General features: G+C 70.0%; 25 protein-coding genes. 14 read left to right on the forward strand and 11 right to left on the reverse strand.

Translation table 11 applies throughout. The features are described from left to right. Positions 1-77: 77 nt before the first annotated feature. Entirely contained in the window at positions 78-707 is a 630-nt protein-coding gene (dhaL, locus tag D473_RS0112205; RefSeq protein WP_017609353.1) for a dihydroxyacetone kinase subunit DhaL, read from the reverse strand. A gap of 26 nt (positions 708-733) precedes the next feature. After that, positions 734-1,729 carry a dihydroxyacetone kinase subunit DhaK gene (locus D473_RS0112210; protein ID WP_017609354.1) on the reverse strand — a complete coding sequence of 332 codons (996 nt, stop codon included), beginning with the start codon at positions 1,727-1,729 and terminating at the stop codon, positions 734-736. 300 nt (positions 1,730-2,029) lie between these two features. On the opposite strand from D473_RS0112210, the gene D473_RS0112215 reads away from it, so the two are divergent. The 6 genes from D473_RS0112215 to D473_RS0112240 all read left to right on the forward strand — a co-directional run bounded on the left by D473_RS0112215 (position 2,030) and on the right by D473_RS0112240 (position 7,098). Next, positions 2,030-2,914, forward strand: coding sequence for a DMT family transporter (locus tag D473_RS0112215; protein WP_017609355.1), 885 nt, complete (start codon positions 2,030-2,032; stop codon positions 2,912-2,914). 73 nt (positions 2,915-2,987) lie between these two features. Continuing rightward, positions 2,988-3,368, forward strand: a complete 381-nt coding sequence (locus tag D473_RS0112220; protein WP_017609356.1) for a hypothetical protein — start codon at positions 2,988-2,990, stop codon at positions 3,366-3,368. Next, positions 3,358-4,968 (forward strand): HAMP domain-containing sensor histidine kinase, encoded by a 1,611-nt coding sequence (locus tag D473_RS0112225; protein WP_017609357.1) that lies wholly within the window; start codon positions 3,358-3,360, stop codon positions 4,966-4,968. The genes D473_RS0112220 and D473_RS0112225 overlap by 11 nt, the downstream gene beginning before the upstream one ends. Next, positions 4,965-5,624, forward strand: coding sequence for a response regulator transcription factor (locus tag D473_RS0112230; RefSeq protein ID WP_017609358.1), 660 nt, complete (start codon positions 4,965-4,967; stop codon positions 5,622-5,624). The genes D473_RS0112225 and D473_RS0112230 overlap by 4 nt, the downstream gene beginning before the upstream one ends. Before the next feature lie 80 nt (positions 5,625-5,704). Continuing rightward, a complete protein-coding gene (locus D473_RS0112235; RefSeq protein WP_026126879.1) occupies positions 5,705-6,316 on the forward strand; it encodes a DUF4956 domain-containing protein in 612 nt (203 codons plus the stop codon). Beyond that, positions 6,313-7,098, forward strand: a complete 786-nt coding sequence (locus tag D473_RS0112240) for a polyphosphate polymerase domain-containing protein (protein ID WP_017609360.1) — start codon at positions 6,313-6,315, stop codon at positions 7,096-7,098. Before D473_RS0112235 ends, D473_RS0112240 begins: the two co-directional genes overlap by 4 nt. A gap of 151 nt (positions 7,099-7,249) precedes the next feature. Here the strand turns inward: D473_RS0112240 and D473_RS0112245 are convergent, their stop codons facing one another. Both D473_RS0112245 and D473_RS0112250 read right to left on the reverse strand, forming a co-directional pair. Then, positions 7,250-9,283, reverse strand: coding sequence for a heavy metal translocating P-type ATPase (locus D473_RS0112245; RefSeq protein WP_017609361.1), 2,034 nt, complete (start codon positions 9,281-9,283; stop codon positions 7,250-7,252). Positions 9,284-9,467: 184 nt separating this feature from the next. Beyond that, positions 9,468-10,229: a phosphatase PAP2 family protein gene (locus tag D473_RS0112250; protein ID WP_017609362.1), complete on the reverse strand. Its 762-nt coding sequence runs from the start codon at positions 10,227-10,229 to the stop codon at positions 9,468-9,470. A 730-nt stretch (positions 10,230-10,959) separates the two neighbouring features. Here D473_RS0112250 and D473_RS0112255 point away from each other — a divergent pair. The 5 genes from D473_RS0112255 to D473_RS0112275 all read left to right on the forward strand — a co-directional run bounded on the left by D473_RS0112255 (position 10,960) and on the right by D473_RS0112275 (position 16,361). Further along, positions 10,960-11,637: a GntR family transcriptional regulator gene (locus tag D473_RS0112255; RefSeq protein ID WP_017609363.1), complete on the forward strand. Its 678-nt coding sequence runs from the start codon at positions 10,960-10,962 to the stop codon at positions 11,635-11,637. Positions 11,638-12,014: 377 nt separating this feature from the next. Next, entirely contained in the window at positions 12,015-13,118 is a 1,104-nt protein-coding gene (gene pdhA, locus D473_RS0112260; RefSeq protein WP_017609364.1) for a pyruvate dehydrogenase (acetyl-transferring) E1 component subunit alpha, read from the forward strand. A gap of 16 nt (positions 13,119-13,134) precedes the next feature. Continuing rightward, entirely contained in the window at positions 13,135-14,148 is a 1,014-nt protein-coding gene (locus D473_RS0112265) for an alpha-ketoacid dehydrogenase subunit beta (protein WP_017609365.1), read from the forward strand. Between the two features lie 11 nt (positions 14,149-14,159). Continuing rightward, positions 14,160-15,473 (forward strand): dihydrolipoamide acetyltransferase family protein, encoded by a 1,314-nt coding sequence (locus D473_RS0112270; RefSeq protein WP_017609366.1) that lies wholly within the window; start codon positions 14,160-14,162, stop codon positions 15,471-15,473. 111 nt (positions 15,474-15,584) lie between these two features. After that, the gene (locus D473_RS0112275; RefSeq protein ID WP_017609367.1) at positions 15,585-16,361 is read left to right on the forward strand and encodes a cupin domain-containing protein; all 777 of its coding nucleotides are present in this window, start codon (positions 15,585-15,587) and stop codon (positions 16,359-16,361) included. A gap of 25 nt (positions 16,362-16,386) precedes the next feature. Here D473_RS0112275 and D473_RS0112280 read toward each other — a convergent pair whose 3' ends face one another. The 3 genes from D473_RS0112280 to D473_RS0112290 form a co-directional block, all read right to left on the reverse strand. Beyond that, positions 16,387-16,911, reverse strand: coding sequence for a DUF3995 domain-containing protein (locus tag D473_RS0112280; RefSeq protein WP_083917995.1), 525 nt, complete (start codon positions 16,909-16,911; stop codon positions 16,387-16,389). Between the two features lie 99 nt (positions 16,912-17,010). Continuing rightward, the gene (locus tag D473_RS27680; protein WP_017609369.1) at positions 17,011-17,259 is read right to left on the reverse strand and encodes a hypothetical protein; all 249 of its coding nucleotides are present in this window, start codon (positions 17,257-17,259) and stop codon (positions 17,011-17,013) included. Positions 17,260-17,438: 179 nt separating this feature from the next. Next, positions 17,439-17,801 (reverse strand): PLD nuclease N-terminal domain-containing protein, encoded by a 363-nt coding sequence (locus D473_RS0112290; protein ID WP_017609370.1) that lies wholly within the window; start codon positions 17,799-17,801, stop codon positions 17,439-17,441. Between the two features lie 310 nt (positions 17,802-18,111). Here D473_RS0112290 and D473_RS0112295 point away from each other — a divergent pair, with 310 nt between their 5' ends. After that, the gene (locus tag D473_RS0112295; RefSeq protein WP_017609371.1) at positions 18,112-18,849 is read left to right on the forward strand and encodes a GntR family transcriptional regulator; all 738 of its coding nucleotides are present in this window, start codon (positions 18,112-18,114) and stop codon (positions 18,847-18,849) included. Between the two features lie 78 nt (positions 18,850-18,927). On the opposite strand, the gene D473_RS0112300 is transcribed toward D473_RS0112295, so the two are convergent. The 4 genes from D473_RS0112300 to D473_RS0112315 form a co-directional block, all read right to left on the reverse strand. Further along, entirely contained in the window at positions 18,928-19,989 is a 1,062-nt protein-coding gene (locus tag D473_RS0112300; protein ID WP_017609372.1) for an aspartate-semialdehyde dehydrogenase, read from the reverse strand. Next, positions 19,986-21,257, reverse strand: a complete 1,272-nt coding sequence (locus tag D473_RS0112305) for an aspartate kinase (protein ID WP_083917988.1) — start codon at positions 21,255-21,257, stop codon at positions 19,986-19,988. Before D473_RS0112305 ends, D473_RS0112300 begins: the two co-directional genes overlap by 4 nt. A gap of 180 nt (positions 21,258-21,437) precedes the next feature. Beyond that, complete coding sequence (gene recR, locus D473_RS0112310) at positions 21,438-22,037, reverse strand: recombination mediator RecR (protein WP_017609374.1); 600 nt, start codon at positions 22,035-22,037, stop codon at positions 21,438-21,440. A 125-nt stretch (positions 22,038-22,162) separates the two neighbouring features. Next, positions 22,163-22,507, reverse strand: a complete 345-nt coding sequence (locus D473_RS0112315) for a YbaB/EbfC family nucleoid-associated protein (RefSeq protein WP_017609375.1) — start codon at positions 22,505-22,507, stop codon at positions 22,163-22,165. Between the two features lie 370 nt (positions 22,508-22,877). On the opposite strand from D473_RS0112315, the gene D473_RS0112320 reads away from it, so the two are divergent. Further along, a complete protein-coding gene (locus D473_RS0112320; RefSeq protein WP_033353286.1) occupies positions 22,878-24,053 on the forward strand; it encodes a methyltransferase domain-containing protein in 1,176 nt (391 codons plus the stop codon). 201 nt (positions 24,054-24,254) lie between these two features. Beyond that, on the forward strand, positions 24,255-24,869 hold the full coding sequence (locus D473_RS0112325; protein ID WP_017609377.1) for a TetR/AcrR family transcriptional regulator: 615 nt from the start codon (positions 24,255-24,257) through the stop codon (positions 24,867-24,869). Positions 24,870-24,879 lie beyond the last annotated feature (10 nt).

Here is a 24,879-nt window from a genome sequence, read left to right on the forward strand (position 1 = left end):
GGCCAGGATCCCGCGGACGGCCCCGGACACGGATCGGCCGGTCGGCCATCCGTCCAGCCGAGTTCGGCGCGCCCGGGTCACACGTCGGCGGCGCTCGCGAAGAACCAGGCGATGGACAGGGCCCCGGGGTCGACCACGTCGGCGGCACGTTCGCCAAGGTAGCTGGCACGGCCCTTGCGGGCGACCATCCCGCCGGTGGAGTCGGCCCCCGCGGATGCGGCCCCGGCCGCCTCCCCGAGTGCCTCGCGCCACCCCGGCTGCGCGGTCCCGGCGAGGGCCTGCACAGCCGGGGCCATCGCATCGACCATGGTCTTCTGGCCGACCTGCGCGCCACCGAGCCGTTGGACCGCGGCCGTGGCGGTGTCGAACGCCGTCGCCAGGTCGGCGACGGTCCAGGGTTCCTCGGGCCCGTGTGCCACCCGGCCGAACCAGAGCCCGAACAGGGGGCCGCTGGTACCGCCGGAGGCGAGGAAGGCGTCGGAGACCGTCCGGAAGACCTCGGCCGGATGGCCGGCATCGATGTCCTGCAGGGCCGAGCGCGCCCGGCCGAGGGACGTGTCGATGTTCCAGCCGAAGTCGCCGTCGCCGGCCCTGCGGTCGAGGTCGGTGAGGTCGTCGGCGCCCCGGGAGATCCGGTCGGCGAAGGCGAGGAGCCACGCTCTCGTGTCGGGTCCGCTCAGCCGGGCCGTGTCACCTGTGTCGTTCATGGGGTTGCCTCTTTCCGTCCGTGGAGTCAGCGCAGGGCCGGTGTGTGCACCGGCGCGTCCCAGAGTTCGGCCAGCTCGTCGTCGAGGGCGGTGAGTGTGATGGAGAAACCCTTCATGTCGAGCGAGGTCACGTAGGGGCCGACCAGGGTGCGCTCCAACCGCAGGCCCTTGCCCTCCAGGAAGCGGCGGAGCTCGAGCGCGGCCACCGACAGTTCGAGGCCGTGAGTGGCGCCGAGCCCGTTGACGACCGCCAGGACCGGGGCCCCGCGGTCGGGCCCGAGGGCCTCCACCAGCGGCGATGCCAGGCTCTCCACGAGGTCGGCGGCCTCACCGGAGGGACGGCGGGTCTCGATGCCGCGTTCGCCGTGGATACCGACACCGAACTCGATCTCGCCCTCCTCCAGTTCGAAGGAACGCAGCCCGGTGAGCGGGTTGGTGGGAGCCCGGAACGACATTCCGAGGGTCGCCGAGCGCGAGACGACCTTCCGGCCCAGGTCACGGACCCGGTCGACGGGCGCGCCCGCCTCGGCGGCGGCGCCGCAGATCTTCTCCGTGACGACGACCGCTGCGGTACCGCGCCGTCCCGGCCCGCCCTCGTCCTCGCTGCTGGTGGCGAGGTCGTCGTCGACCAGCACGGTCTCCACGGTGTGTGTCTTCGAGAGCAGGTCGGCGGCGATGGAGAAGTTGAGCACGTCGCCGGTGTAGTTCTTCACGACCAGGACGGTGCCCCGCCCGGTGTCGGCGGCCTCGATGGCGCCCCGCACCTGGAGCGCCGTGGGGCTGGCGAAGACGTCCCCGGGCACGGCCGCGTCGAGCATGCCCCGGCCCACGAACCCGGTGTGCAGTGGTTCGTGTCCCGAACCGCCGCCGGAGACCACCGCGACCTTGTCCCGCGCGGGACCGGCCCGGGTGACGAAGGCCGGGTCGCGGTTGAGGCGGACCAGATCGCCGTCGGACACCTCCAGTCCCTCCAACGCCTGCTGCACCAAGTTCTCACGCGCGTTCATGACGAATCCGCCCATTCCGCGCCTCCCTCCTGGGTCGTGGCCACGGTGGCCCGGGCACCCACTGGATACCCGACCATCCACAGTGGGAACGCACCCGCCCAACCCCGCGAAGAGCCGAACCCCAGCGCAGGTGCACGGTGCCAGGTCTTCCCGGCCACAAGAAACCCGGATGCTCAGCCACACGAGGGGCCGAGCCCCGACCCCCCACACAGTCGAGCGGCCCCGTCTCCTGGGCCCGGGTGAGGCGTGTACCGATCCGGTGACGAGTGGCCCTCGGAGCGAACCCGGCGGTCCTGGCGGTGCCTCCCACCGGATATGGCTTGGGCGATGTGGATCGGTGTCTTTCTCGGTGTTCTGTCCTGTGTGTCCTACGCGGCGGCGGCCGTGGCGCAGCGCAGGCTCGCCGTCCGCCTCACCGGTCTGGGTGAGGGTCGGATGGCGGCGTTGCTGCGGCATCCGCTGTGGTGGATCTCCGTCGTCTTCAACGCGGGACGCGCGGTCTTCCAGGTCGCGTCGGTGGCCTTCGCGCCGCTGACCGTGGTGCAACCACTGGGTGTACTGACCCTGGTCATCGGCATCCCGTGGTCGGCGAGGCTGGGCGGACGCCGGGTCACCCGCCGCGAGTGGCGCGGGGCGGGACTCACGGTGCTGGCCCTGGGGGCACTGCTCGCGGTGACGGTCACCTCCGGGGGAGGCGGCCTCCTCGAACCGGCCGACACGGTGGCTCTGTCGGCGGGCGCCGTGGCTTTCCTGCTGGTCGGTGCGTGGGTGGCGCACCGGTTCGTGTCCGCGGCCTGGCGCTGTTACCTGCTCTCGGCCGCGGCGGGGGTGGCCTTCGGGGTCTCCGCCGCCACCGCCAAGACTGCGGTCCTGGTGCTCACGCAGGAGGGCACTGCCGGGCTCATCGACCCGTCACTCCCGGCCACCGCGGTCATCGCGGTCTCCGGCCTGTTCCTGGCCCAGGGCGCCTACCAGGGGATGGACCTGGGTGCTCCGCTCGGCATCACGACCCTGGTCAACCCGGTCGCAGCGTCCGTGGTCGGGGTCGTGTTCATGGGTGAGACCTACGCGGGCGGGTGGTTCGGCATCGCCGTCGCCGTGGTGTGCGGGCTCGGTGCCGCCTTCGGGATCCGCCTGCTCACGGTGGGCGACGCTCCCGAACCGCGGCCGGCCGAACCGGAGGCCGTCCTGTCCCGGTGACCCCCGGCGAAGATGAAGCGTTCTTCATGTGCGTTTCATCCTGTGCGTGTCTTCGTCCGGGAGAATTCAGGCCATGAGATCTCCGTTCGTCCTCGCCGTCGCCGGTGCCCTGGCCGCGCTGGCCGCCGGGGCCCTGGTGTGGGTCCTGTGGAGCGGGGAGGCCCGGGTCCCCCCGCCGGCTGAGGTCGTGGTCGGCGAGTCCCCGGACACCGCACCGGCCCCGCCCTCGGGAGAGGACACCGTGACGCCCCCGCCCCCGGTCGTGGACCGCGACGGCGACGGGGTGCACGACGAGGAGGAGGCTGAGGCGCCCGAGGCCGGGCCGGGTCCCACGCCGGCCCCGAACACCCCCGGCGAGGTCGCCTGCGACGAGGACGACGAGGACCACGACGGGGACGAGGACGACGATGGGGACGGGGACGACGACTGCGACGGGGACGACGATGACGACTGAGGGACCCCGCGGGCCCGATGACACCACCCAGGACCTCGGCGCACACCCCGCTGCCACGCCCGACCGGGCTTCAGGACACACTCTGCTGTACCCGACGGTCCTCATGCGCGAGCCGATGCCCGAGCCTCCCCGACACCGGCGGGTCCCGGCCAGGCTCGTCATCACCGTGTGGGTGGCCTCCCTCATGGGGTTCGTCCTGGTATTGGTCAACCTCATCACCTGGAGCGCTCTGACGGCCCGTGACGATGAACAGGTCGACCAGTCGCTGTCCCAGGAGATCGGCGAGTTCCAGGAGTTCGCGGCGGTCGGTGTGGACCCGGGTACCGGTGAGCCCTTCACCGACGTCGGCGAACTCATCCGGGTGCACCTGGCACACCAGTACCCCGCCGACCACGAGATCCTCTTCGGCTGGGTGGACGAGGCCTCCGCGGTCCCGGGCGGCGGCAGCGCCCCGGGGTCCGGGACCGACTCCGGGCGGCTCCGGCAGGGCGCCGAACCCCGGCTGGACCTGTCGGCCGACCCGGAGGCGGCCGGGCAGATCCTGGATTCCCCCGACGCCCGCGGCACCCTCGAGACCGAGGAGGGCCCGGTCCAGTGGGAGAAGATCCGAGTGCGGCTCCCCGACGGCCGGGACGGCTCCGCGGGCTGGTTCGTCATCGGCTACTTCACCGCCGAGGACCGCGAGGCCGTCGCCTCCACCATGTTCACCGTCATGCTGGTGAGCCTGCTGGGCCTGGCCTGCGCCGCCACCGCCGCGTGGTGGGTGGCCGGCCGCATCCTCCTTCCGGCGCTGCAGGTGCGGCGGGCAGCCGCACAGATCACCGAGGAGGACCTGACCCGGCGTATCGACGTCTCCGGGGGCCGCGACGACATCGCCGCGCTCGCCGAGCAGTTCAACAGCATGTTGGACCGCTTGGAGGGCGCCTTCACCGAGCAGCGACGGTTCGTCGACGACGCCGGGCACGAACTGCGCACACCCATCACGATCGTGCGCGGCCACTTGGAGCTGATGGGCGACGATCCGGAGGAACGCCGCGAGGTGGTGCGGCTGGTCACCGACGAGCTCGACCGCATGGGCCGCATCGTCGAGGACCTGCTGTTGCTCGCCAAGGCGCAACAGCCCCACTTCGTCCGCCCGTCCACGGTGTCGCTGGCGGAACTGACCAGCGACATCGACGCGAAGGTGCGCGGGTTGGGCGATCGCGAGTGGCACCTGGAGGCGATCGGCGACACCTCCTGGCGCCTGGATCCCCAACGCATCACGCAGGCGATGGTGCAGCTGGCCGCCAACGCCGTGCACCACACCCGGTCCGGGAGCACGATCCACCTCGGATCGGCCGTCCGCCAGGGCACCGCGCTGTTCTGGGTCACCGACGACGGGCCCGGCATCCCACACACCGAGCACGGCCGTGTCTTCCAACGGTTCTCACGCGGGAACGGCACCACGCGGGCCGAACGCGGCGCGGGCCTCGGTCTGGCCATCGTGCGTGCCATCGCCGAGGCCCACCACGGACGCGTGGACCTGCGGTCGGCTCCCGGGGCCGGTTCGACGTTCACCCTGGTCGTGCCCGACGCCCCGTCCGGGAAGGAGGACGTGTGAGCCGGATCCTCATCGTGGAGGACGAGGAACGTATCGCCTCGTTCGTCCGCAAGGGCCTGACCGCCAGCGGGTTCACCACGACGGTGGTGGGCACCGGGGCGGAGGCCGTCGATTACACCGTCACCGGAGGTTTCGACCTGGTACTGCTCGATCTCGGGCTGCCCGACACCGACGGCTTCGACGTTCTCCGGCGCATCCGGAAGCTGGGGGCGGACGTGCCGGTGGTGATCCTGACCGCCCGCGACGGGGTCCACGACACCGTGACGGGCCTGGAGATCGGTGCCGACGACTACGTCACCAAACCCTTCCGGTTCGAGGAGCTGCTCGCCCGCGTGCGCCTGCGTATGCGCACCGAACGCACCGCCGACCTCACCGTGCTCGACGCGGGCGGGCTGTCCCTGGACCTGCGCACACGCCGCGTCTGCGTGGAAGGTTCGACCGTGGAGCTGACGGCGCGTGAGTTCGCGTTGCTGGAGTTGCTCATGCGGCACGAGGGGCAGGTGCTCTCGCGCCAACAGATGCTCTCGCACGTGTGGGGCTACGACCACGATCCGGGCTCGAACGTGGTGGACGTGTTCGTGCGGGCGCTGCGGCGCAAGGTCGGCGCCGAACGCATCGGCACCGTGCGCGGCATGGGGTACCGCCTGACCGGGTGAGCGCTCCGGCCCGGGGAAGATGAACGACCCTTCATGTGGACCTCATGGGCGGCTCACCCGGGGTCCACAGGATGGTCGGCATGATGTGGTTCGCCTTGGCGGTCGACCTGACCGCGATCTTCTTCCTCTCCTACGTCCTCTACTTCCGCCGCCACGGCCGCCGGGACCTCGTGCTCGCCTACGTGGCTCTGAACGTGGGCATCTTCTCGGTCGTTGCGATGCTGACCACGAAGGAGGTCGGTCTCGCTGTCGGCTTCGGCCTGTTCGGCGTGCTCTCGATCCTGCGGCTGCGCTCGGACACGATCAGCCAGGGCGAGATCGGTTACTACTTCACCGCGATCGCCCTCGGCCTGATCAACGCGGTGGCGGCTCCCGCGCCCTGGACGATGCTCGGGTTCGACGCGCTCCTGCTCGGCGTGATGTACGTGGCCGACCATCCGGGCCTGCTGTCGCGCTCGCGGCGCACGGTCCTCACCCTCGACGTGGTGCACGAGGACGAGGAGGACCTGCGCCGGGAACTGGAGCGGCGGCTGCGCGGTCGGGTCCAGCACGTACTCGTCCAGGAGGTCGACTACGTGCGCGACCTGATGGTCCTGGACGTGCGCCACCACGAGCCCCGGCCGGCGCCGGCGTCCGCGTCGGGCGGCCAGGGCCCGGTCTTCTCGCTCCCGGCGTGGATGGGCAGCCGATGAGTACCGGCCTTCTCGGGAACCTCTCCCCCCTCCCGGTGTCCCTCGACGAGATCAACACCCGCGCTTGCCTGGCCACCCGGGTCTGCCGCAAGTACCTGGTACCGGCAAAGGCCCTGCCCGGAATCCTGGCCGGGTCCGGTGAGGGCCTGGGGATACTGGCCATCGGCGGGCGGGACTCCTTCCGGTACTCCTCCACCTATTTCGACACCCCCGAACTGGGCAGCTTCCGCGACCACCGTCAGGGGCGGCGGCGCCGGTACAAGGCCCGCGTACGCACCTACGTCGACACCGGCACCCGGCTGTTCGAGGTCAAGCTCAAGGGGGCGCGGGGCATCACCGACAAGGCGCGGATCACTCATGAGGGACCGGCCCACGTCCTGCCCCGCACCTCCCGTGCCTTCCTGGACTCGACCCTGGACGGGTACGGGCTGGGGACACCTCCGATGCTGGCTCCCAGTGCCGTGACCGACTACCGGCGCACCACCCTGGTCACGCTCTCGGGCACCGAACGCCTGACCCTGGACACCGAACTGGTGGGACGCCGCGACGGGCGCGAGGTACGTATGCGCCCCGGTGTGGTGCTGCTGGAGGTCAAGACGCGCGGCGGGTTCACCCCGACCGAGCGGCGCCTGCACGCTCACGGCTTCCGGGAGGTCACCTTCAGCAAGTACGCGGCGACCCTCGCCTCGTTGGAGCCGCAGCTGCGCGGCAACCGGTGGATCCGGGCCTCGACCGCCTGCTTGGAACGGAGCGGTCCCCGCGCCCGGTCGTGTTTCACGTGAAACACCGTTCACCCGCGCACACAGGAGGGTCACCGTCCCGCACGCGAGCGGGGCGGTGACCCGGCCGCCGGGGCGCCTCCCGCCGCGAAAGGCCGCCCCGCAGCGGCAATGGTCTTCCCGCTGAGCATCGGCTCGCGCCGGGCAGCACCGGTCACTCGGTCGGGCGCAGGTCCACCCGGCGCAGGAGTTGTGCGTTGAGCGCCACGATGATCGTGGACAGGCTCATGAGCACCGCGCCGACGGCGGGAGCGAGCACAAAACCGATCGGGGCGAGCGCACCGGCGGCCAACGGCACGGCGACGACGTTGTACCCGGCCGCCCACACCAGGTTCTGCACCATCTTCCGGTAACCGGCCCGCGAGAGGGCGCGGACCGAGAGGACCCCGCGCGGGTCGTCGGAGGCCAGGACGATCCCCGCGGACTCGATGGCCACGTCGGTGCCGGCGCCGATCGCGATACCGACGTCGGCACGGGCCAGCGCGGGGGCGTCGTTGACCCCGTCGCCGACCATGGCGACCCGGTTTCCGCGTTCCTGCAGGTCGCGGACGGCGGCGTCCTTCTGGTCGGGCAGGACCTGGGCGAAGACCTCGTCCAGACCCAGGCGGGCGGCGACCGCGTCGGCGACGTTGCGGGCGTCGCCGGTGACCATGGCGACCCGCACCCCTCGGCCCTGGAGCTGCCGGACCGCGGCGGCCGACTCCGGCCGCACCTCGTCGGCCAGCGACAGGGCACCCACGACGGCGCCGTCGTCGACCACGTGCAGCACCGTGGAACCCTGCGAGCGCCAGGCATCGGTGCGTTCGACCAGGTCGGAGGGCTCGAAGAGGCCGAGAGAGTCCAGCAGTGACGGGCCGCCCACGTGCACGGTGCGCCCGTCGACGGTGGCACGGACCCCGCGCCCGGTCAGGGACTCGAACCCGTCGGCGCGCAGAACGTCGCCCACCTCGCCGGCGGCACGGACCACGGCCCGGGCCAACGGATGTTCGGAATCGGACTCGACCGCCCCGGCCAGGGCAAGGACGGTGTCGTCGGAGTACCCGGCCACGGCGGCGGTGCCGTCGACGGCGGGGGTGCCCTTGGTGAGGGTCCCCGTCTTGTCGAAGAGCACGGTGTCGGCCAGGCGGGTGCGTTCGAGCGTCAGACGGTCCTTGACCAGGATCCCGTTGCGCGCGGACATGGTCGTGGAGATGGCGATGACCAGTGGGATCGCCAGCCCCAGGGCATGGGGGCAGGCGATGACGAGCACGGTCACGGTGCGTTCGACCGCCGAGCCGGCGTCCCCGAGAGCGGTCCACACGATCGCGGTGATGACGGCTGCGCCCAGTGCGAACCAGAACAGGAGCGCGGCGGCGCGGTCGGCCAGGGCCTGGGAGCGTGAACGCGACTCCTGGGCCTCACTGACCAAGCGTTGGATACCGGCGAGGGTGGTGTCCTCTCCGACGGCGTCGACGCGCACACGCACGGAGGAGTCGGTGGCGACGGTGCCGGCCACGACCCGGTCGCCGTCGCTGCGGGTCACGGTGGTGGACTCGCCGGTGATCATGGACTCGTCGAAGGCGGCTCGCCCGCTGACGACGGTGCCGTCGGCGGGGACGCGGCCGCCGGAGCGCACCAGGACGGTCTCGCCCGCCCGTAGGTCGGTGACGGCCACCTCGGTCACCTCACCGCCGTCGACGAGGCGTTCGGCCTGGTCGGGCAGGAGCGCGGCGAGGGCCTCCAGTGCCCCGGAGGCCTGTCCGAGCGCCCGCATCTCGACCCAGTGGCCGAGCAGCATGACGACCACGAGCAGGACCAGCTCCCACCAGAAGTCGAGCTGTGTGCCGACGACCCCGAGGCTCGCGAGCAGGCTGGAGACGAAGGCGACGGTGAGGGCCATCGCGACCAGGGTCATCATCCCGGGCTTGCGGTCCTGGAGCTCGGGGCGGACCGCGGAGAGGAAGGGCCGGCCGCCGTAGAGGTAGACGACGGTACCCAGGACCGGCGGCACCCAGGTCAGTGCGCCGGGGACCTCGTAGCCGAACCATCCTGCGACCATGTGGCTGGTGAGGACGACGGGCAGGGCGAGCGCAAGGCTCCACCAGAACCGCACACGGAACACGGCCGCGTGGTCACCGTGGTCGTGGCCCCCGTGGCCGTGATCGGTCCTGTCGTGGGACGTGTGTGTCCCGTGGTCGCTTGCGCTCATGGGTGTCTCCCTCCCGCGCCAGAACACCCCCGTGGTGTGTCCGACGCTCGGACCCCGGCCTCTCCGGTGGACGCTTCCTGTGGGCCGGTATACCCGGTAGGGGTATATTCACACCAGGTCCGGCCCACGGAAAGGGCGCCCGCCGGAACACTCCGGCGGGCGCCCTTTCGGGGAGCGCCGCAGTTCAGGCGGCCTGTTCCTCCGCCCCGGGCCGGCGCCCGTACCAGGGCCACCATTCCACCGTTCGCCCGTGCGGGATCATCCGGTCCAGCCGGATGGTCAACCGCAGGGCCAGTCCGCCGGCGAACATGCCGGTGACCAGATCGGAGAACCAGTGGAAGTGCAGGTAGATCGAGACCGTCGACTGCATCAGGGCGATGACCACGATCGTGTACGCCAGACGCCGGATCACGTGCGGCCGCGCCGCCCCGAACCGGATGATGAGGAACAGGACCAGGCCGTAGATGAGGATGGCGTTGGCGCCGTGCCCGGAGGGGAACGCGACGTTGCCCGCGCCCGAGAAGAACTCCGCTTCGGAGGACTTGGCGTGCCCGCGGCTGATCGCCAGCTTCATCATCGAGACCATCGACATCATGCCCACGACACCGACCGCGCTGAGCACGATCGGCCGCCAGCTGCGGTGCCAGTAGGCCAGCTGGAGCGAGACCACCCCGAGGACCGGTAGGGCCACGTAACGGGAGGCCAGATTGTCCAAGGAGTAGATGAGCGGTTCGCGCAAGAGGTCGTAGGCGGGGCGCCGGAAGTCGTTGAGGAAGTGGTCCACCGGGTGCAGCGGGCCCGCGGCCAGCATCGTCATGACGATGAGCCCCACGGCCAGGATGATCGCGATGCGGTCCGAAGCCATGCTCCAGGCGATCTCGCTGACACTGGGCCACTTGACCGTGCGCACGATCGGGGGCCCGGGGGCGAACTCGGTGGTCCGCACGACCGGGATGGGACCGCTGTAGGGGCCCGGGGCGGGACGGCGTCTCGCCTTGTCGTGTCGTCCGGTGGGTTGTGGGGACCGCGTATGTCGGGTCCGCGAAGAGTTCGTCATGTACTCGGTGCTGTCTCACACGTCGTGGGCTGGCCTGTGGCGCAAGCGTGTGGGGGACGGGCCGGCCGCGGCTTACGGTCTGGTCTGACGCCCTCGGGGCCGACTGCGCAGGGACCGGGCCGAATCCCCGTTCCCTCCCCTTCGACGGCCGAACCCGGCAGCCGGTTCACGCCGGTCCCGACGCCCGGCCGCTTCGCCTCCGACCCTGCGAGGATCTTCTCCGGTGCCGAGCCGCGCATGCGTGCGCATCCGGCACACTCGTCGTGCCATCTGCACAGTTCAGCGCGTTCTCGCCTGTTGCGCAGCCGTTGTTTAGGTCATATTCCGCACGGCTTTGTGTGGATATTGCCGACAGCCGACACTACCCGGGCGCCTCGTTCTGCAAGGGCGTCGTGCGTCACGCATCACCCGCCGCCCCCTGCCGACGGTCCGGGAAACGCCGCACCACGGCGCCACATTGACGATCACGATACCGTTCCGTAACTCTTTCGTGAGCCTTCCGCCCCCGGACGTCCCCTCGACACGCGACCGTGTGGCACTCTTCAGAGAGCTTGTACGACACTCACCCAAACGGCCCCCGCGTGGACCGCGGGCGGGCCGCGCGACAGAAGGGCCCTGGATGGTCGACCTCCCACAGTTGCCGGACGACCCCTCGAAACTGGCCCGGGAGCCGTTGCGGGAGCAGATCCGGCAGGTCCTGGTCGAGGGACTGCTGTCCGGCCGGTGGAAACCGGGGGAACGCATCGTCGAGCGCCGCGTGGCCACGGAACTCAAGGTCAGCCAGGCCCCGGTCCGTGAGGCGCTGCGCGAGTTGGAGACGCTGCGCCTCATCGAGACCGTGCCGAACAAGGGCGCGAGGGTCCGCGCCTTCGGTGTACAGGACATGACGGAGATCTACCCCGTGCGTGCCGGTCTAGAGCTGGTCGCCGCACAGTTGGCCGCCGACCCCCTCGCCGACGATCCCTCGGTGCTCGAACGCGAGGTGGATGCGCTGCAACGGGCCACGGCACGCGGGGACGTCGCCGAGCAGATCCGGCACAGCGTCGAGTTCCACCGCGAGGTCGTACGTGCCGCCGACAACAGCGTGCTCATGCACACCTGGGAATCGCTGGGCGTGGAGGTGTGGACCGCCCTGTCGGTGCGCTGGCTCGACATGGAGCTGCACGCCAAGGCCGCCGACCACGCGCAGATCGCCAATGCCTTCCGCTCCCGAGATCCGGCCGTGGGCCACATGCTCAGCGACCACGTCCTCAACTACGTCGAGGCGGCAGTGCGGTCCACGGAGAAAACGCGCTGAACCGGGCACCCGCTGCCCGACCCGACCATCAGCCCGAAATCCGACCATCTGTCGTAAACTTGTATTGATCGATCATCGATCAATCACTAGAGTGTGCGCGACACACATCACACTGGCATAGGGCACCGGAGACCGGGAAGCAATGCGAGCACGGGTCCGGTCGAGACAACAGCACACCGACCCGCGTTCGCTGCGCCGGGGAAGACACAGCCACGGTTCCCACGGCGCGCGCCCGCCACCAGCCACACAGTGCCGCCGCCATCCGAGTCGGGCGGCGGCGCACGCCACGGCCATGAACGACAGCAGGCCACGGCGAACCTGGCTCCTCGGCCCACAGGACGGGGCACCAGGTCTTCTCGTACGAAGAAAGGCACACCATGGCTGACACGGCCAAGCCGAAGGGCGGCTCCGCCAAGGCCTCCGGGGCCCGACGGCGCACCCGCAAGGAGACCTCCGGCGTCTCCAACGAGAAACCCGAACTTCTCCTCGACTACTACCGCCGGATGCTCTTCGTCCGGCGTTTCGAGGAGCGCACCTCCCAGGCCTACACACAGGCCCGGATCGGCGGTTACTGCCACCTCAACCTCGGCGAGGAAGCCACCGTCGTCGGCCTGATGTCGGCCCTGCGCGAGACGGACTACCTCTACACCAACTACCGCGACCACGGTTACGCCATCGAGAAAGGCATGGACCCCAAGCGGGTCATGGCCGAGCTCTACGGCCGCCAGGACGGTGTCGCCAGGGGTTGGGGCGGCTCCATGCACATGTACGACACCGAGACCCGGATGCTCGGCGGGTACGGCATCGTCGGCGGGCAGCTGCCCCTGGCCGCCGGTGCCGCACTGGCCGTCTCCTACCGGGGCGGCGAGGACGTCGTCATGTGCCAGATGGGTGACGGCACCACCAACGTCGGTGCCTGGCACGAGACCCTCAACATCGCCAAGCTGTGGAACCTGCCGATCGTGTTCGTGGTGATCAACAACTTCACCGGCATGGGCACCTCCGTCGAGGAATCCTCCGCCGAGCCCGACCTGTACAAGCGCGGCTCCGCCTTCCGTATCGAGGGCGAGCGTGTGGACGGCCGCGACGTCCTGGCCGTACGTGACACGGCGGCCAGGCTCGTGGAGCGGGCGCGCAAGGAGCAGACCCCCTTCATCCTGGAAGCCTGGAGCTACCGCATGAAGGGCCACTCCGTCGTGGACCCGGCCAAGTACCGCACGCAGGAGGAGAAGGACGAGGCCCGGTCCAAGGAGAACGACCCCGTCGTGATCTTCGAGAACGAGCTCACCAAGGCCGGAGTCCTCGACGAGAAGACCCGCGACGAGATCGCCGCCTCCGTCAAGGAACGCGTCGCCGAGGCCGCCGACTTCGCGGAGAACAGTCCCCACCCGGACGTGGCGAGCCTCTTCGAATACACCTACGCCACCCCGGTGCCCAACGAGTCGCGGCGTATGCCCGCCGACCCGGTGTTCGCGGACTAGGAGAGAGAACGAACACATGTCTGTGATCACTTACCGCCAGGCTCTACGGGACACGCTCCGCGCCGAGATGGTCCGTGACGAGAACGTCTACGTCATCGGCGAGGAGATCGGTCTCTTCGAGGGCTCCTACAAGATCACCGAGGGCCTGCTCAAGGAGTTCGGCCCCAAGAGGGTCCGCGACACCCCGATCGCCGAGGAAGGTTTCGTCGGCGCCGCGGTCGGCTCGGCCATGCTCGGCCTGCGCCCGGTCGTCGAGCTGATGACGATCAACTTCTCCCTGCTCGCGATCGACCAGATCATCAACCACGCCGCCAAGATCTACGGCATGTTCGGCGGCCAGACCAGCGTGCCGATGGTCATCCGCACCCCCGGCGGCGGCGGGCAGCAGCTCGGTGCGACGCACTCGCAGAACATCGAGCTCTTCTACTCGTTCATCCCCGGACTCAAGGTGATGGCGCCCAGCACACCGGCCGAGGCCTCGTCGATGCTGCGCGCCGCCGTCCGCGACGACGACCCGGTGCTCTTCCTGGAGAACCTGGGCCTGTACAACTCCAAGGGCGAGGTCCCCGACGACTACGCCGAGCCGGAGAACGACAACGTGGCCACGATCGGCCGCGCCGGGGTGGCCCGCGAGGGCTCCGACATCACCCTCATCGGTTACTCCCGTATGGCCTCGGTGGCCACCCAGGTCGCCGAGAAGCTCGCTGAGGAGGACATCAGCGTCGAGGTCGTCGACCTGCGCAGCCTCCGCCCCCTCGACCGCCAGACCTTCGTGGACTCGGTCAAGAAAACCGGTTCCGCGGTGATCTGCGAGGACGACTGGCTGACCTACGGCATCGGTGCCGAGATCACCGCGTCGATCCAGGAGGGTGCCTTCGACTACCTGGACGCCCCGGTGCGCCGGGTCGCCATGGCCGAGGTGCCCATGCCGTACGCCAAGCCGCTGGAGACGGCCGCGCTGCCCGGCGTGGAGTCGATCAGCACCGCCATCAAGGAGACCCTGAGCGCCGTCGGCAAACGGGTCGGGTAGAGGGAGTACCAATGAGCGAGATCCACATGCCGCGCCTCTCCGACACCATGGAGGAAGGCGTCATCAGCAGTTGGGTCAAGAACATCGGCGACAAGGTCGAGACCGGTGACGTGCTGCTCGAGATCGAGACCGACAAGGCCGTCATGGAGTACGAGGCCTTCGACGAGGGTTACCTGGTCAAGCAGAGCGTCTCCGAGGGCGACACCGTCCCGATCGGCGAGGTCATCGGTCTGCTGGCCGACTCCCCGGACGCGGTTCCCGAGGAGTCCGGCGGCGGTTCGGAGCCTTCCGGGGGCCAGGCCGAGGAGACCGGCGGTTCCGAGGAGCAGAAGCAGGAGGAGCCTGCGGCCGAGGGGGCACAGCCCGCTCAGGAGAGCGAGCCGGCCCCGGCCCCGAGCGGGTCCGGACCGGAAGGCCGTCCGCGCACCTCCCCGCTGGCCCGGCGCCTGGCCAAGGAGTACGGCCTGGACATCAACAAGATCCAGGGCTCGGGCCCCAAGGGCCGTATCGTGCGTGCCGACATCGAGGCCGCGGCGGAGAAGGGGCAGCCCGTTCAGGAGCAGGCCCCGGCCGCGCAGCAGGAGAGCAAGCCGGCTCCCTCCGCCCCGGCCGCGGACCAGTCCTTCGACGACGGCCGCGGATCCGAGGAGCTCAAGGTCAGCAACGTGCGCAAGGTCATCGCGCGCCGCCTGACCGAGAGCAAGCAGACCGTGCCGCACTTCTACCTGCGCCGCACGATCGACGCCGACGCGCTCAAGGCGTTCCGCTCGCAGATCAACGGACAGCTCGCAGACACCGGCGTGAAGGTCAGCTTCAACGACCTCATCGTCAAGGCCTGCGCGACGGGGCTGAAGCTGCACCCGGCCGTCAACACCTCCTGGGTGGACGACAAGCTGCTGCAGCACCACCGCATCAACGTGGGCGTGGCGGTGGCCGTGGACGCCGGCCTGGTCGTGCCGGTGCTGCACGACACCGACAAGAGCACGCTGTCGGAGATCTCCACGAACACGCGTGAGCTCGCCGGCAAGGCCCGTGACGGCAAGCTCAAGCCGCAGGAGATGAGCGGCGGCACCTTCAGCATCTCCAACCTGGGGATGTTCGGGATCGACAGCTTCTCGGCGGTCATCAACCCGCCGGAGGCCGCGATCCTGGCGGTCGGTGCGATGCGCCAGGAACCGGTCGTCGTCGACGGCGAGGTCGAGGTGCGCAACCGTATCTCGCTGGAGCTGTCGGTGGACCACCGTGCCGTGGACGGCGCCGTGGGCGCCGCGTTCCTGAAGGACCTCGCGGAGATCCTCGAGGAGCCCATGCGCATCCTCCTGTAGGCACCGCCTGCACACGTGAGGAAGACCCCGGTCGGACTGTTCCGGCCGGGGTCTTCGCCGTGCGTGGGGCTACGCCGGGGGCGCCGGACCGAATCGGTGTACGGTCGCGGCATGACCCACGTCCTGCACCTGACCGAACTCGAACGCTGGACCTCCGAGGGCGACATCGAGGCCGAGTCCCTGAGCACCCAGGGGTTCGTGCACGCTTCCCCGGACGAGCCGACCCTGCTGGCGGTGGCCGATGCGCTCTACGCCGAGGCCACCGATCCGATGGTCGTGCTGGTCATCGACACCGGGGCCGTCCGAGCCGACGTGCGTTGGGAGCCGGCCGACCCCGCGCCACCGCCCGGGGTGGAGCCGGCTCTGCTCTTCCCGCACATCTACGGGCCGGTCCCCCGCGACGCCGTGGTGGAGGCATGCCACCTGCGCCGCGACCCGTGGGGACGGCACACCGCCGTGGAGAGGCGCCCGGCCACGGCCGAGCTGTTGGATCTGTGGCCCCACCCCGAGGGCGGCTGGTACCGGCAGACCTGGCGCACCGGCGAGCAGCTCCGACCGCGCGGTGTCTCCGGGGCGCGTGCCACCGCCACCGGTATCCAGTTCCTGCTTCCCCCGCAGGAGAGCTCCCGCTGGCACCGCGTTCGCTCCGACGAGATGTGGGTCTTCAACCGGGGCGGGCCGATGCTGTTGGAGTTCGGCGGTACCGGCGAAACACCCCGGTACGAGGGCGACGTCGTGCTGGGCTCCGAGATCGGAAGGGGCGAGAGCCTCCAGGTCCTGGTCCCCGCCGACACCTGGCAGGCCGCCCACCCGCTCTCCGACGAGGAGACCCTGGTCAGCTGTTTCGTCTCACCGGGTTTCGACTTCGCCGACTTCGAGGCGCGCTGACCGCGAGCTGGGCGCGTGGCAGAGGTCACCGGCGGGTGCACCGTGCCAGTTGAACAGCGGCGAGGGCGAAGAACACACCGCCCAGCAGCCAGTAGGGGGACCACAGGAACAGGTGCCAGTACAGGACGGGTGCGAAGGTGTCCGAGACATCCACGAGCCCGACCGCCATCAGGACCTGCTGGAGGATCCCGGCCCCGCCGTACAGCACCAGCAGCCCAGCGGCGAGTCCTCCGCCCGAGAGCAGGAACCAACGGGGAAACGCCTGCCCCCAGCGCTGCACCAGAGCCAGCGCCGATACGGCCACGGCGAATTTCCCCAGGGCCGAGGCCCACACGGCCGCCACCACGAGGGGATCGCCCTTCAGGGCCGGCGCGGTGACCGCCTCGCCGATCGTGGCCGACAACCATGTCCCGCCCACCGCCCAGTACAGGCTGAGCAGGCCGAACAGGAAGGCCCAGACAGCAGCGGCGTAGGCGGGCCATGACGGCGACACCACGGCCTCGAGGGGGCGCAGGCCTCCGCCCCGGCCGACAACAGCCTTCTTCGGCATCCGTCCGTCTCCGTCCGACTCGGGGCAGATCCACCAGTACACCTTCGGACGCGTCCGCGCCGGGTCCGGTTCGGCTCATTCCCTCTCGCCGCGGAGCTTTCAGCTCACACGCGGGCGCCCCGGACCCTCGGCCCGGGTCCCGTCTTCGCTCGTGGGCGCCGGCGAGGCGGCGCAGGTCTCCCCGTGCTCCTGCTGCGCCGGCTCGGCGCACTCGCCGTAACGGACGTGGTCTCCCCTGCCCGGAGCGTCCACGCGTTCCTGTCGCCCCAGCCGGGCCGTGCCGTCCGGGGTGGTTCCCCCGGCCCTGTTCGATTCGCGTGCGGCGTCCATCGCGATCCGCGCCGGCACGAGGTCGACCGAGACCAGGGGTTGCCACAGGATGGCGGGTTCCTCCCCCCGTCCTGGTCCCGGCCTCGGCCGCGAGAATGGTCCCGGTTTCCTCCACCACGGCCCGAGCGATGCCGGTCTGCTCGGCCATCCGGTCCCTCCGGGAGGAGTCGCCGGTGTCCTTCGAGCGGCACTACCCGTCAGGCAGTGCCCGTGCCCGGCCCCAGGTCGGGCTGGGACGAGGGGTTGTCGCTGTGGTTCCCGACGCTGGGGGGACCGCCGTGGCGGGCCTTGCCCTTGTCGATACCGAGGAGTCGGTTGAGGTGACGCTTGCGTCCGACGACGAACCAGGCCACCGCTCCGACGATCGGGAACCAGAGGATGAGGATCACCCACAGGAGTTTGCCGCCGGCTGTGGTGTCGGGGTTGATCAGAGTGGAGATGATCGCGGCGATGACGAGGATCAGCACGGCCAGGCCCAGCAGCCCCATGACCACTCCGAAGAGGACAGCTGCCCAGCCGAGTTCGTGTTCCCCCGCGGCTTCTGCGAGTTGTGTGATCATGACTCCCCCATACATGAAGTACGCCTATTGTCACGCAGGGTAGTTCACGTGTCTGTTGTGCTCCCTCTCCCCGGCCCTCCGGGCGTTTCCTCGGGGCCCCGGCACCGTCCCGAGGTTCCGAATCCGCGTCCCAGAGGGGTACAGCACCGACTACTCATGAGTAGGGGCTTCTACCAGGGTTTTCCGCTGCTTTACTGGGAACATGGGCGAGCTTCGGCGATCTGGCAGGTTCACTCCCGACCATCCAGACGTGGGTCACCGCAGAACCACACCCACGACCGTGTCGGCGGCTGCCGGGAACACCTGAGCAGTGGAGAGGCAACCACGCTACGTCTGGCTCGCCGACCAGCTCCGGCGACCGATCCTGCGCGGTGAGCTCGGCCCCGGCACGCGCCTGCCCTCCCGGACCCGCCTCGCCCGCAACTACCGGGTCAGCGAACAGGTCTCCCGCGCAGCCCTGCGCCTGCTCGCCACCGAGGGCATCGTCGAGGCCCGCCGCGGCTCGGGTTACTTCGTACGCGAGGACCCCATGCGGGTCCGTTTCCTGCGCACCGACACCGGATCGGTCCACGGGTTGGGAGGCCTGCGCCGCGAGGTCGTGGGCACCGAACAGCAGCTCGGCCCTCCCCCCGCCTCCACACGCCTGCGCCTTCGTCCTGGCGACCCGGTCTACCTGACCACCGCACGCGGCATGTCCCTGGATCACCCCGTCGCCCTGCACCTGTCATGGGAACCGGCTCTCATCACCGCCGGCACCCTGCGTACCCCCTTCGACGCCGAACCCGGCGACAGCCTGCTCGACCGGCTCGACGCTGCGGGCCACCCCGTCGACGGGGTCGTGGAGGAGGTGTGCCTGCGGTACCTGCAGGAGACCGAGGCCGAGCTCCTGCACGCGACCGCGGGCATCCCGGTCCTGGTCGTCGAACGCACCCACTACTGCGGCGGCCGCCCCGTGGAGACCTCCGACCTCGTGAGCACCACCGACCAGTGCCGGCTCGTCTACCGGCTCTCCCTGCCACGGCCGCGCGGCCCCGCCGACCCCGGTTGACGGGGCCGCGCACACAGAAACGCCGCAGCCGACGGACGAACGGTCCATCGGCTGCGGCGCGGTGTCAGTGCCTCGGGGTCAGGCCTGGATGAACTCCTTGGCCACGACCTCGGCGATCTGCGCGGTGTTCAGGGCGGCGCCCTTGCGCAGGTTGTCACCGCACAGGAACAGGTCCAGCGACGTCGGGTCGTCGATCGACTGGCGGATGCGGCCGACCCAGGTCGGGTCGGTGCCCACGACGTCGGCCGGGGTCGGGAACTCGCCCTCGGCCGGGTCGTCCAGGACCTCGACACCCTCGGCGTTGGCCAGGAGCTTGCGCGCGTCCTCGGCCGGGACCTCGCCGTCGAAGGTGGCGTGGACGGTCAGCGCGTGGGTGGTGATGACCGGAACACGCACACAGGTGGCGGCCACACGCAGGTCCGGCAGGTCCAGGATCTTGCGGGACTCGTTGCGGACCTTCAGCTCCTCGGAGGAGTACCCGTCCTCCTTGAGCGAACCGGCCCACGGCACGACGTTGTAGGCCAGCGGGGCCGGGAACGGGCCCAGGTCCTCGACGGCGGCGCGCACGTCGCCGCCCTCGTTGCCGAGGTTCCGGTCGGCGGCCACGGCCGCCGTCTGCTCACGCAGGGTGTCGATGCCCTCCTGGCCGGAGCCGGAGGCGGCCTGGTAGGAGGAGACGACCAGGTCCTTGAGGCCGTAGGAACGGTGCAGGGCACCGATGGCCACGATCATCGACAAGGTCGTGCAGTTGGGGTTGGCGATGATGCCGCGCGGCCGGTTGCGGACCTGGTCCGCGTTGACCTCGGGCACCACCAGCGGGACGTCGGGGTCCAGGCGGAAGGCGCCGGAGTTGTCGACGGCCACGGCGCCGCGGGCGGCGGCGACCGGGGCCCACTCCTTGGAGACCTCGTCGGGCACGTCGAACATGGCCACGTCGACGCCGTCGAAGACCTCGGGGGCCAGGGCCTGCACGGTGATGTCCTCACCGCGCACGCTCAGGACCTTGCCGGCGCTGCGCGGGGAGGCGATCAAGCGGATCTCCCCCCACACGTTCGGGCGCTCGGTGAGGATGCCGCGCATGACGGAACCGACGGCGCCGGTCGCACCGACGACGGCGAGGGTGGGAAGACGGTTGCTCATCGGCCGGTACCTCCGTAGACGACAGCCTCGACCTGGTCGGAGTCGAGCTGGAACTCACTGTGGGCGGCGCGCACAGCCGCGTCGATCTGGTCCTCCCCGACGATGACCGAGATGCGGATCTCGGAGGTGGAGATCATTTCGACGTTGGTGTCCGAGGCCGCGATCGCGTCGAAGAAGCGGGCGGTCACCCCCGGGTAGGAGCGCATACCGGCGCCGATCAGGGAGACCTTCCCGATCTGGTCGTCGTAGCGCAGGGAGTCGTAGCCGACCTTCTCCTGGACCTTCTTCAGCGCGGCGACCGCCTCCTTCCCGGCGTCCTTGGCGACCGTGAAGGAGATGTCGGTACGTGACGTGGAGACCGCCGAGACGTTCTGCACGATCATGTCGATGTTGATCTCGGCGTCGGAGAGGGCCTTGAAGATCGTGGCGGCCTCACCGACCTTGTCGGGCACACCGACGACGGTGATCTTGGCTTCGCTCCGGTCGTGGGAGACCCCGGAGATGATCGGCTGTTCCATGCCTTCGCTTTCCTCGACTTCCGAAACGATCCAGGTTCCGGGCTTCTGGCTGAACGACGAACGGACGTGCAGCGGGATGTTGTACTGCCGCGCGTACTCGACGCAGCGCAAGTGCAGGATCTTGGTTCCGCTCGCGGCCATCTCCAGCATCTCCTCGTAGGAGAGCTGGGGGATCCTGCGGGCGGAAGGAACGACACGCGGGTCGGCGGTGAAGACACCGTCGACGTCACTGTAGATCTCGCAGGCGTCGGCGTTCAGGGCACCGGCGAGCGCGACGGCGGTCGTGTCGGAGCCGCCGCGGCCCAGCGAGGTGATGTCCTTGGTGTCCTGGGAGACGCCCTGGAAGCCGGCGACGATGCAGATCGCGCCCTCGCCCACGGCCTCTTGGATGCGGCCGGGCGTGACGTCGATGATCTTCGCGTTGCCGTGCAGCGAGGTGGTGATGACACCGGCCTGGGAGCCGGTGAAGGAGCGCGCCTCGTACCCGAGGTCCTCGATCGCCATCGCCACGACAGCCATGGACATGCGCTCACCCGCCGTCACGAGCATGTCGAGCTCGCGGGCCGGCGGCATCGGGGAGACCTTCTCGGCAAGGTCCAGAAGTTCGTCGGTCGTGTCGCCCATGGCGGAGACGACGACCACGACGTCATGTCCCGCCTTTTTCTGAGCCACGATCCTTTGGGCTACTCGCTTGATGGCTTCCGCGTCAGCCACGGAAGACCCACCGTACTTCTGCACGATTAGGGCCACGATCGATGCTCCTGAGGAGTTGGGATCAAGACAATTAACAACGGAGTGTAGCCATTCTCGCCTCGCACACCGGCTCCGACCTGCGGTTCGATGGCGTGGCGACTTGACGCACCAGCGCTCGGACTTACCCGCTCGAACGGAAGTTACTCAGATTCAGTCCGCTTCATGGACAAATGTGAGCTAGAACTCCAAGCTCCGGCGGCCCTCGAACGCGCGGCCGAGCGTGACCTCGTCGGCGTACTCGAGATCGCCGCCGACGGGGAGCCCGCTGGCCAGGCGCGTGACTTTCAGCCCCATGGGTTTGACCAGCCGCGCCAAATAGGTCGCGGTGGCCTCCCCTTCCAGATTGGGGTCGGTCGCGAGGATGATCTCGGTGATCTGGCCGTCGGCCAGGCGCGACATGAGCTCCTTGACGCGCAGGTCGTCGGGGCCGACGCCCTCGATGGGGCTGATCGCGCCGCCCAGCACGTGGTAGCGGCCCCGGAACTCGCGGGTGCGCTCGATGGCGACGACATCCTTGGACTCTTCGACGACGCAGACGACCGCGGGGTCACGGCGCGCGTCACGGCAGATACGGCACTGTTCCTCCTCGGCTACGTTGCCGCAGACCGAACAGAACCGCACCTTCTCCTTGACCTCGACAAGCGCATTGACGAGGCGTTTGACGTCCGCGTTCTCCGCGGACAGCAAGTGGAAGGCGATGCGCTGCGCGCTTTTCGGACCGACGCCGGGCAACCGCCCGAGCTCGTCGATCAGAGACTGCACCGCGCCTTCGTACATCGCCTACCCGTTCATCGGACCGACTCGTCGGGGGCGGTCCACGTTCCCTCACCGCCCACGTTATCCGTGCCGACGACCCCTCGCGCACGAGGAGGCCGCCGTCACCGCCACGGGCGTGGTGGAGTTCACATACCGGGGAGGCCGCCGGGCATACCTCCGGGCATACCCCCGAGACCCTCGGTGAGCGGACCCATCTTCTCCTGCTGCATCCGCTCGACCTGTGCCTCGGCGTCGCGGATCGCGGCGAGCACGAGGTCGGCAACGGTCTGCGCCGACTCGTCGCTGTCGGAGGAGTCGACCGCCTTGGGGTCGATGGTGATGTCCTCGACCTGACCGCGGCCGCTCAGCTTGACCTTGACCAGGCCACCGCCGGAGCTGCCCTCGATCTCCGCCTCGTCCAGTGTCTTCTGCGCCTCGACGAGCTGCTGCTGCATCTGCTGGGCCTGCTGGAGCAGGGCCTGCATGTCCATTCCCTCAGGATTCACGGCCGTCTCCCTCGCCGGCGCCCGCGGCGCCGGATGTCGCTGTGTCGCTGTTCCTGTGAGCGTAACCGCTCGGCTCCGACGCCGCCCCATGGCCGGTCGGCGCCCCGGGAGGGGTTCGGAAGGCACCCGCGGACGCGTGTGCAGAACCCTCCCTGGTCCGACAACGAACGAGTCCGCACGATCACTCCCCCTGTACCCCTCCGAATACCGAGAACGCCTGTGGCCCGTGCGGTACCGACCCACCGACAACGCCCCCCTAGGCACGACGGGGACCAAGAGTAGCGCTAACATCACTTTCGGTTGCAGATGTGTCTTGCGGGACACGACCGAGACGTCACGGGGGACCGATCACGTGTTGACCGCCAGGGAACGCCATTCGGCGCTGATCGAGGCGATGGTCGCGGACGGCACACTTACCGACACCGGTCTCATCGAGGCCTTCCGTGCGGTTCCACGCCACTCCTTCATCCCCGACACCGGGGCCTCGACCGCCCGCGGGACCACACTCGATGCCGCCGGCAACCCCGAACGCTGGCTGGCCGCCGTCTACGCCGACAACGCGATCATCACCCGTGTGGACGAGGGCGGGGTACCGCGCCAACGCGGTGACGAGGCCACGCCCCGCACCCCGGAGGCGGAGGCGGCCACCTCCTCCAGTTCCGCGCCCACCGTCCTGGCCCAGCTCCTGGGCCTGGCCGAGCTCACCGACGGCCTGCGCGTGCTGGAGATCGGCACCGGTACAGGGTGGAACACCGCCCTGCTCGCGCACCGGCTCGGCGACGGCGCCGTGGACTCGGTGGAGATCGATCCGCGCGTGGCCGACAACGCCCGTCAGGCGCTGTCGGAGGAGGGGCGTGCGCCCCGCATCATCGTGGCCGACGGCTACGCGGGCCGTCCCGAGGCCGCCCCCTACGACCGGATCACCTCCACCTGCGGGGTACGGACCCTGCCGCCGTCGTGGTTGGAGCAGGTCCGCACGGGCGGGATCATCGTGTGCCCGTGGGGTGCGTTGGAGGGTGCCGGGGTTCTGGCGCGGTTCGAGTGCCCGGGTGACGGAACGGCACGGGGGACCTTCCACGGGGGCGTGGGTTTCGTCCCCCTGCGCGTTCCCGGGCCGCAGGCGCCGCCGGTGCACGACAGCGGGCAGCAGCCGGACGAGTACCGCCTGACCCAGGAGGACCCGATCGCACCGCTGATGTCGTTCCCGTCGGCGTTCGCTCTGTCGGTGATGGTGCCGGACTGGCGGGTGCGGCGCCGGTGGATCGGGACCGGGTCGGGGGTGTGGATCAACGACCGCGCCGACCAGTCCTGGGTGCGCGTGTACCCGTACGGGACTTCGTGGATGATCGAGCAGGGCGGGCCGCGCAGCATCTGGGACGAGTTCGAGGAGGCTCTGGCCACTTGGGCGGAGCTCTCCGATCCCCCTCCGGAACGGTTCGGGATCTCGGTGGGAGGCGACGGTACGCACCGGATCTGGCTGGATTCCCCCGAAGGGAGGTCCTGGCCGGTCGTCCCGGCCACCGGACCCTGAGGCCGGCACCACCGGAGACGAGCGACGGCCCCACTCCTGGTGAGGGCCGCCGGAAGAGGCCGTTCCCAGCAGATCGTCCTTGTTCTCGGCCATGGCCTCCCCTTCAAGGGCGAGACGGGGCGTCTCACTCTTTCGGGCCCGGAGGGGAACTCAACCAAAACAAGACGAAACGTATCGTTCTTTTCTGGGTACCGTGAAGGCATGACGGAGAACACCCCACCCGACGGCGGACGGCGCGCACCCGACCCGAAGCGCCGCAGCGCGCGGGCCGAACGCGCGATCCTCGACGCCGCCTCCGAACTCATCGTCGAGGTCGGCTTCGCCCGGATGACCATGGAGGGCATCGCCGCCCGCGCCCGGGTCGGCAAACAGACCATCTACCGGTGGTGGCCCTCCAAGTCCGCCGTGATCCTGGACGTGTTCACCCACCTGACCGGCGAGGGGGCCGGGGAACCCCTGCCCGACACCGGTGACCTCGCCGCCGACCTGAAGACCGTGCTGCGCGCCACCGTCGACGAGTTCAACATCCCCGCGATGGACCGGACCGCGCGCGCCTTCACCGCGGAGATCCAGCACGACACCGAGCTGGCCCGGCAGATCGGCGAACGCCTCGTGAGCCCCGGAACCGAGGTGTACAAGGGACGGTTGCGCAGCGCGGTGGACGCGGGGCAGGTACGTTCCGACGCCGACCTCGAACTGGCCGTGGAGCTGCTCACCGGCCCGTTCCAGAAACGGTGGCTGCTGCGGACCGCGCCCCTGACCCACGCCTACGCCGACGACCTCGTCGACATGGTCATGTGTGCCCTGAGGCCCTGACCGGGAATCG

This window comes from Nocardiopsis xinjiangensis YIM 90004 (assembly GCF_000341145.1).
GTDB classification, from domain to species: domain Bacteria; phylum Actinomycetota; class Actinomycetes; order Streptosporangiales; family Streptosporangiaceae; genus Nocardiopsis; species Nocardiopsis xinjiangensis.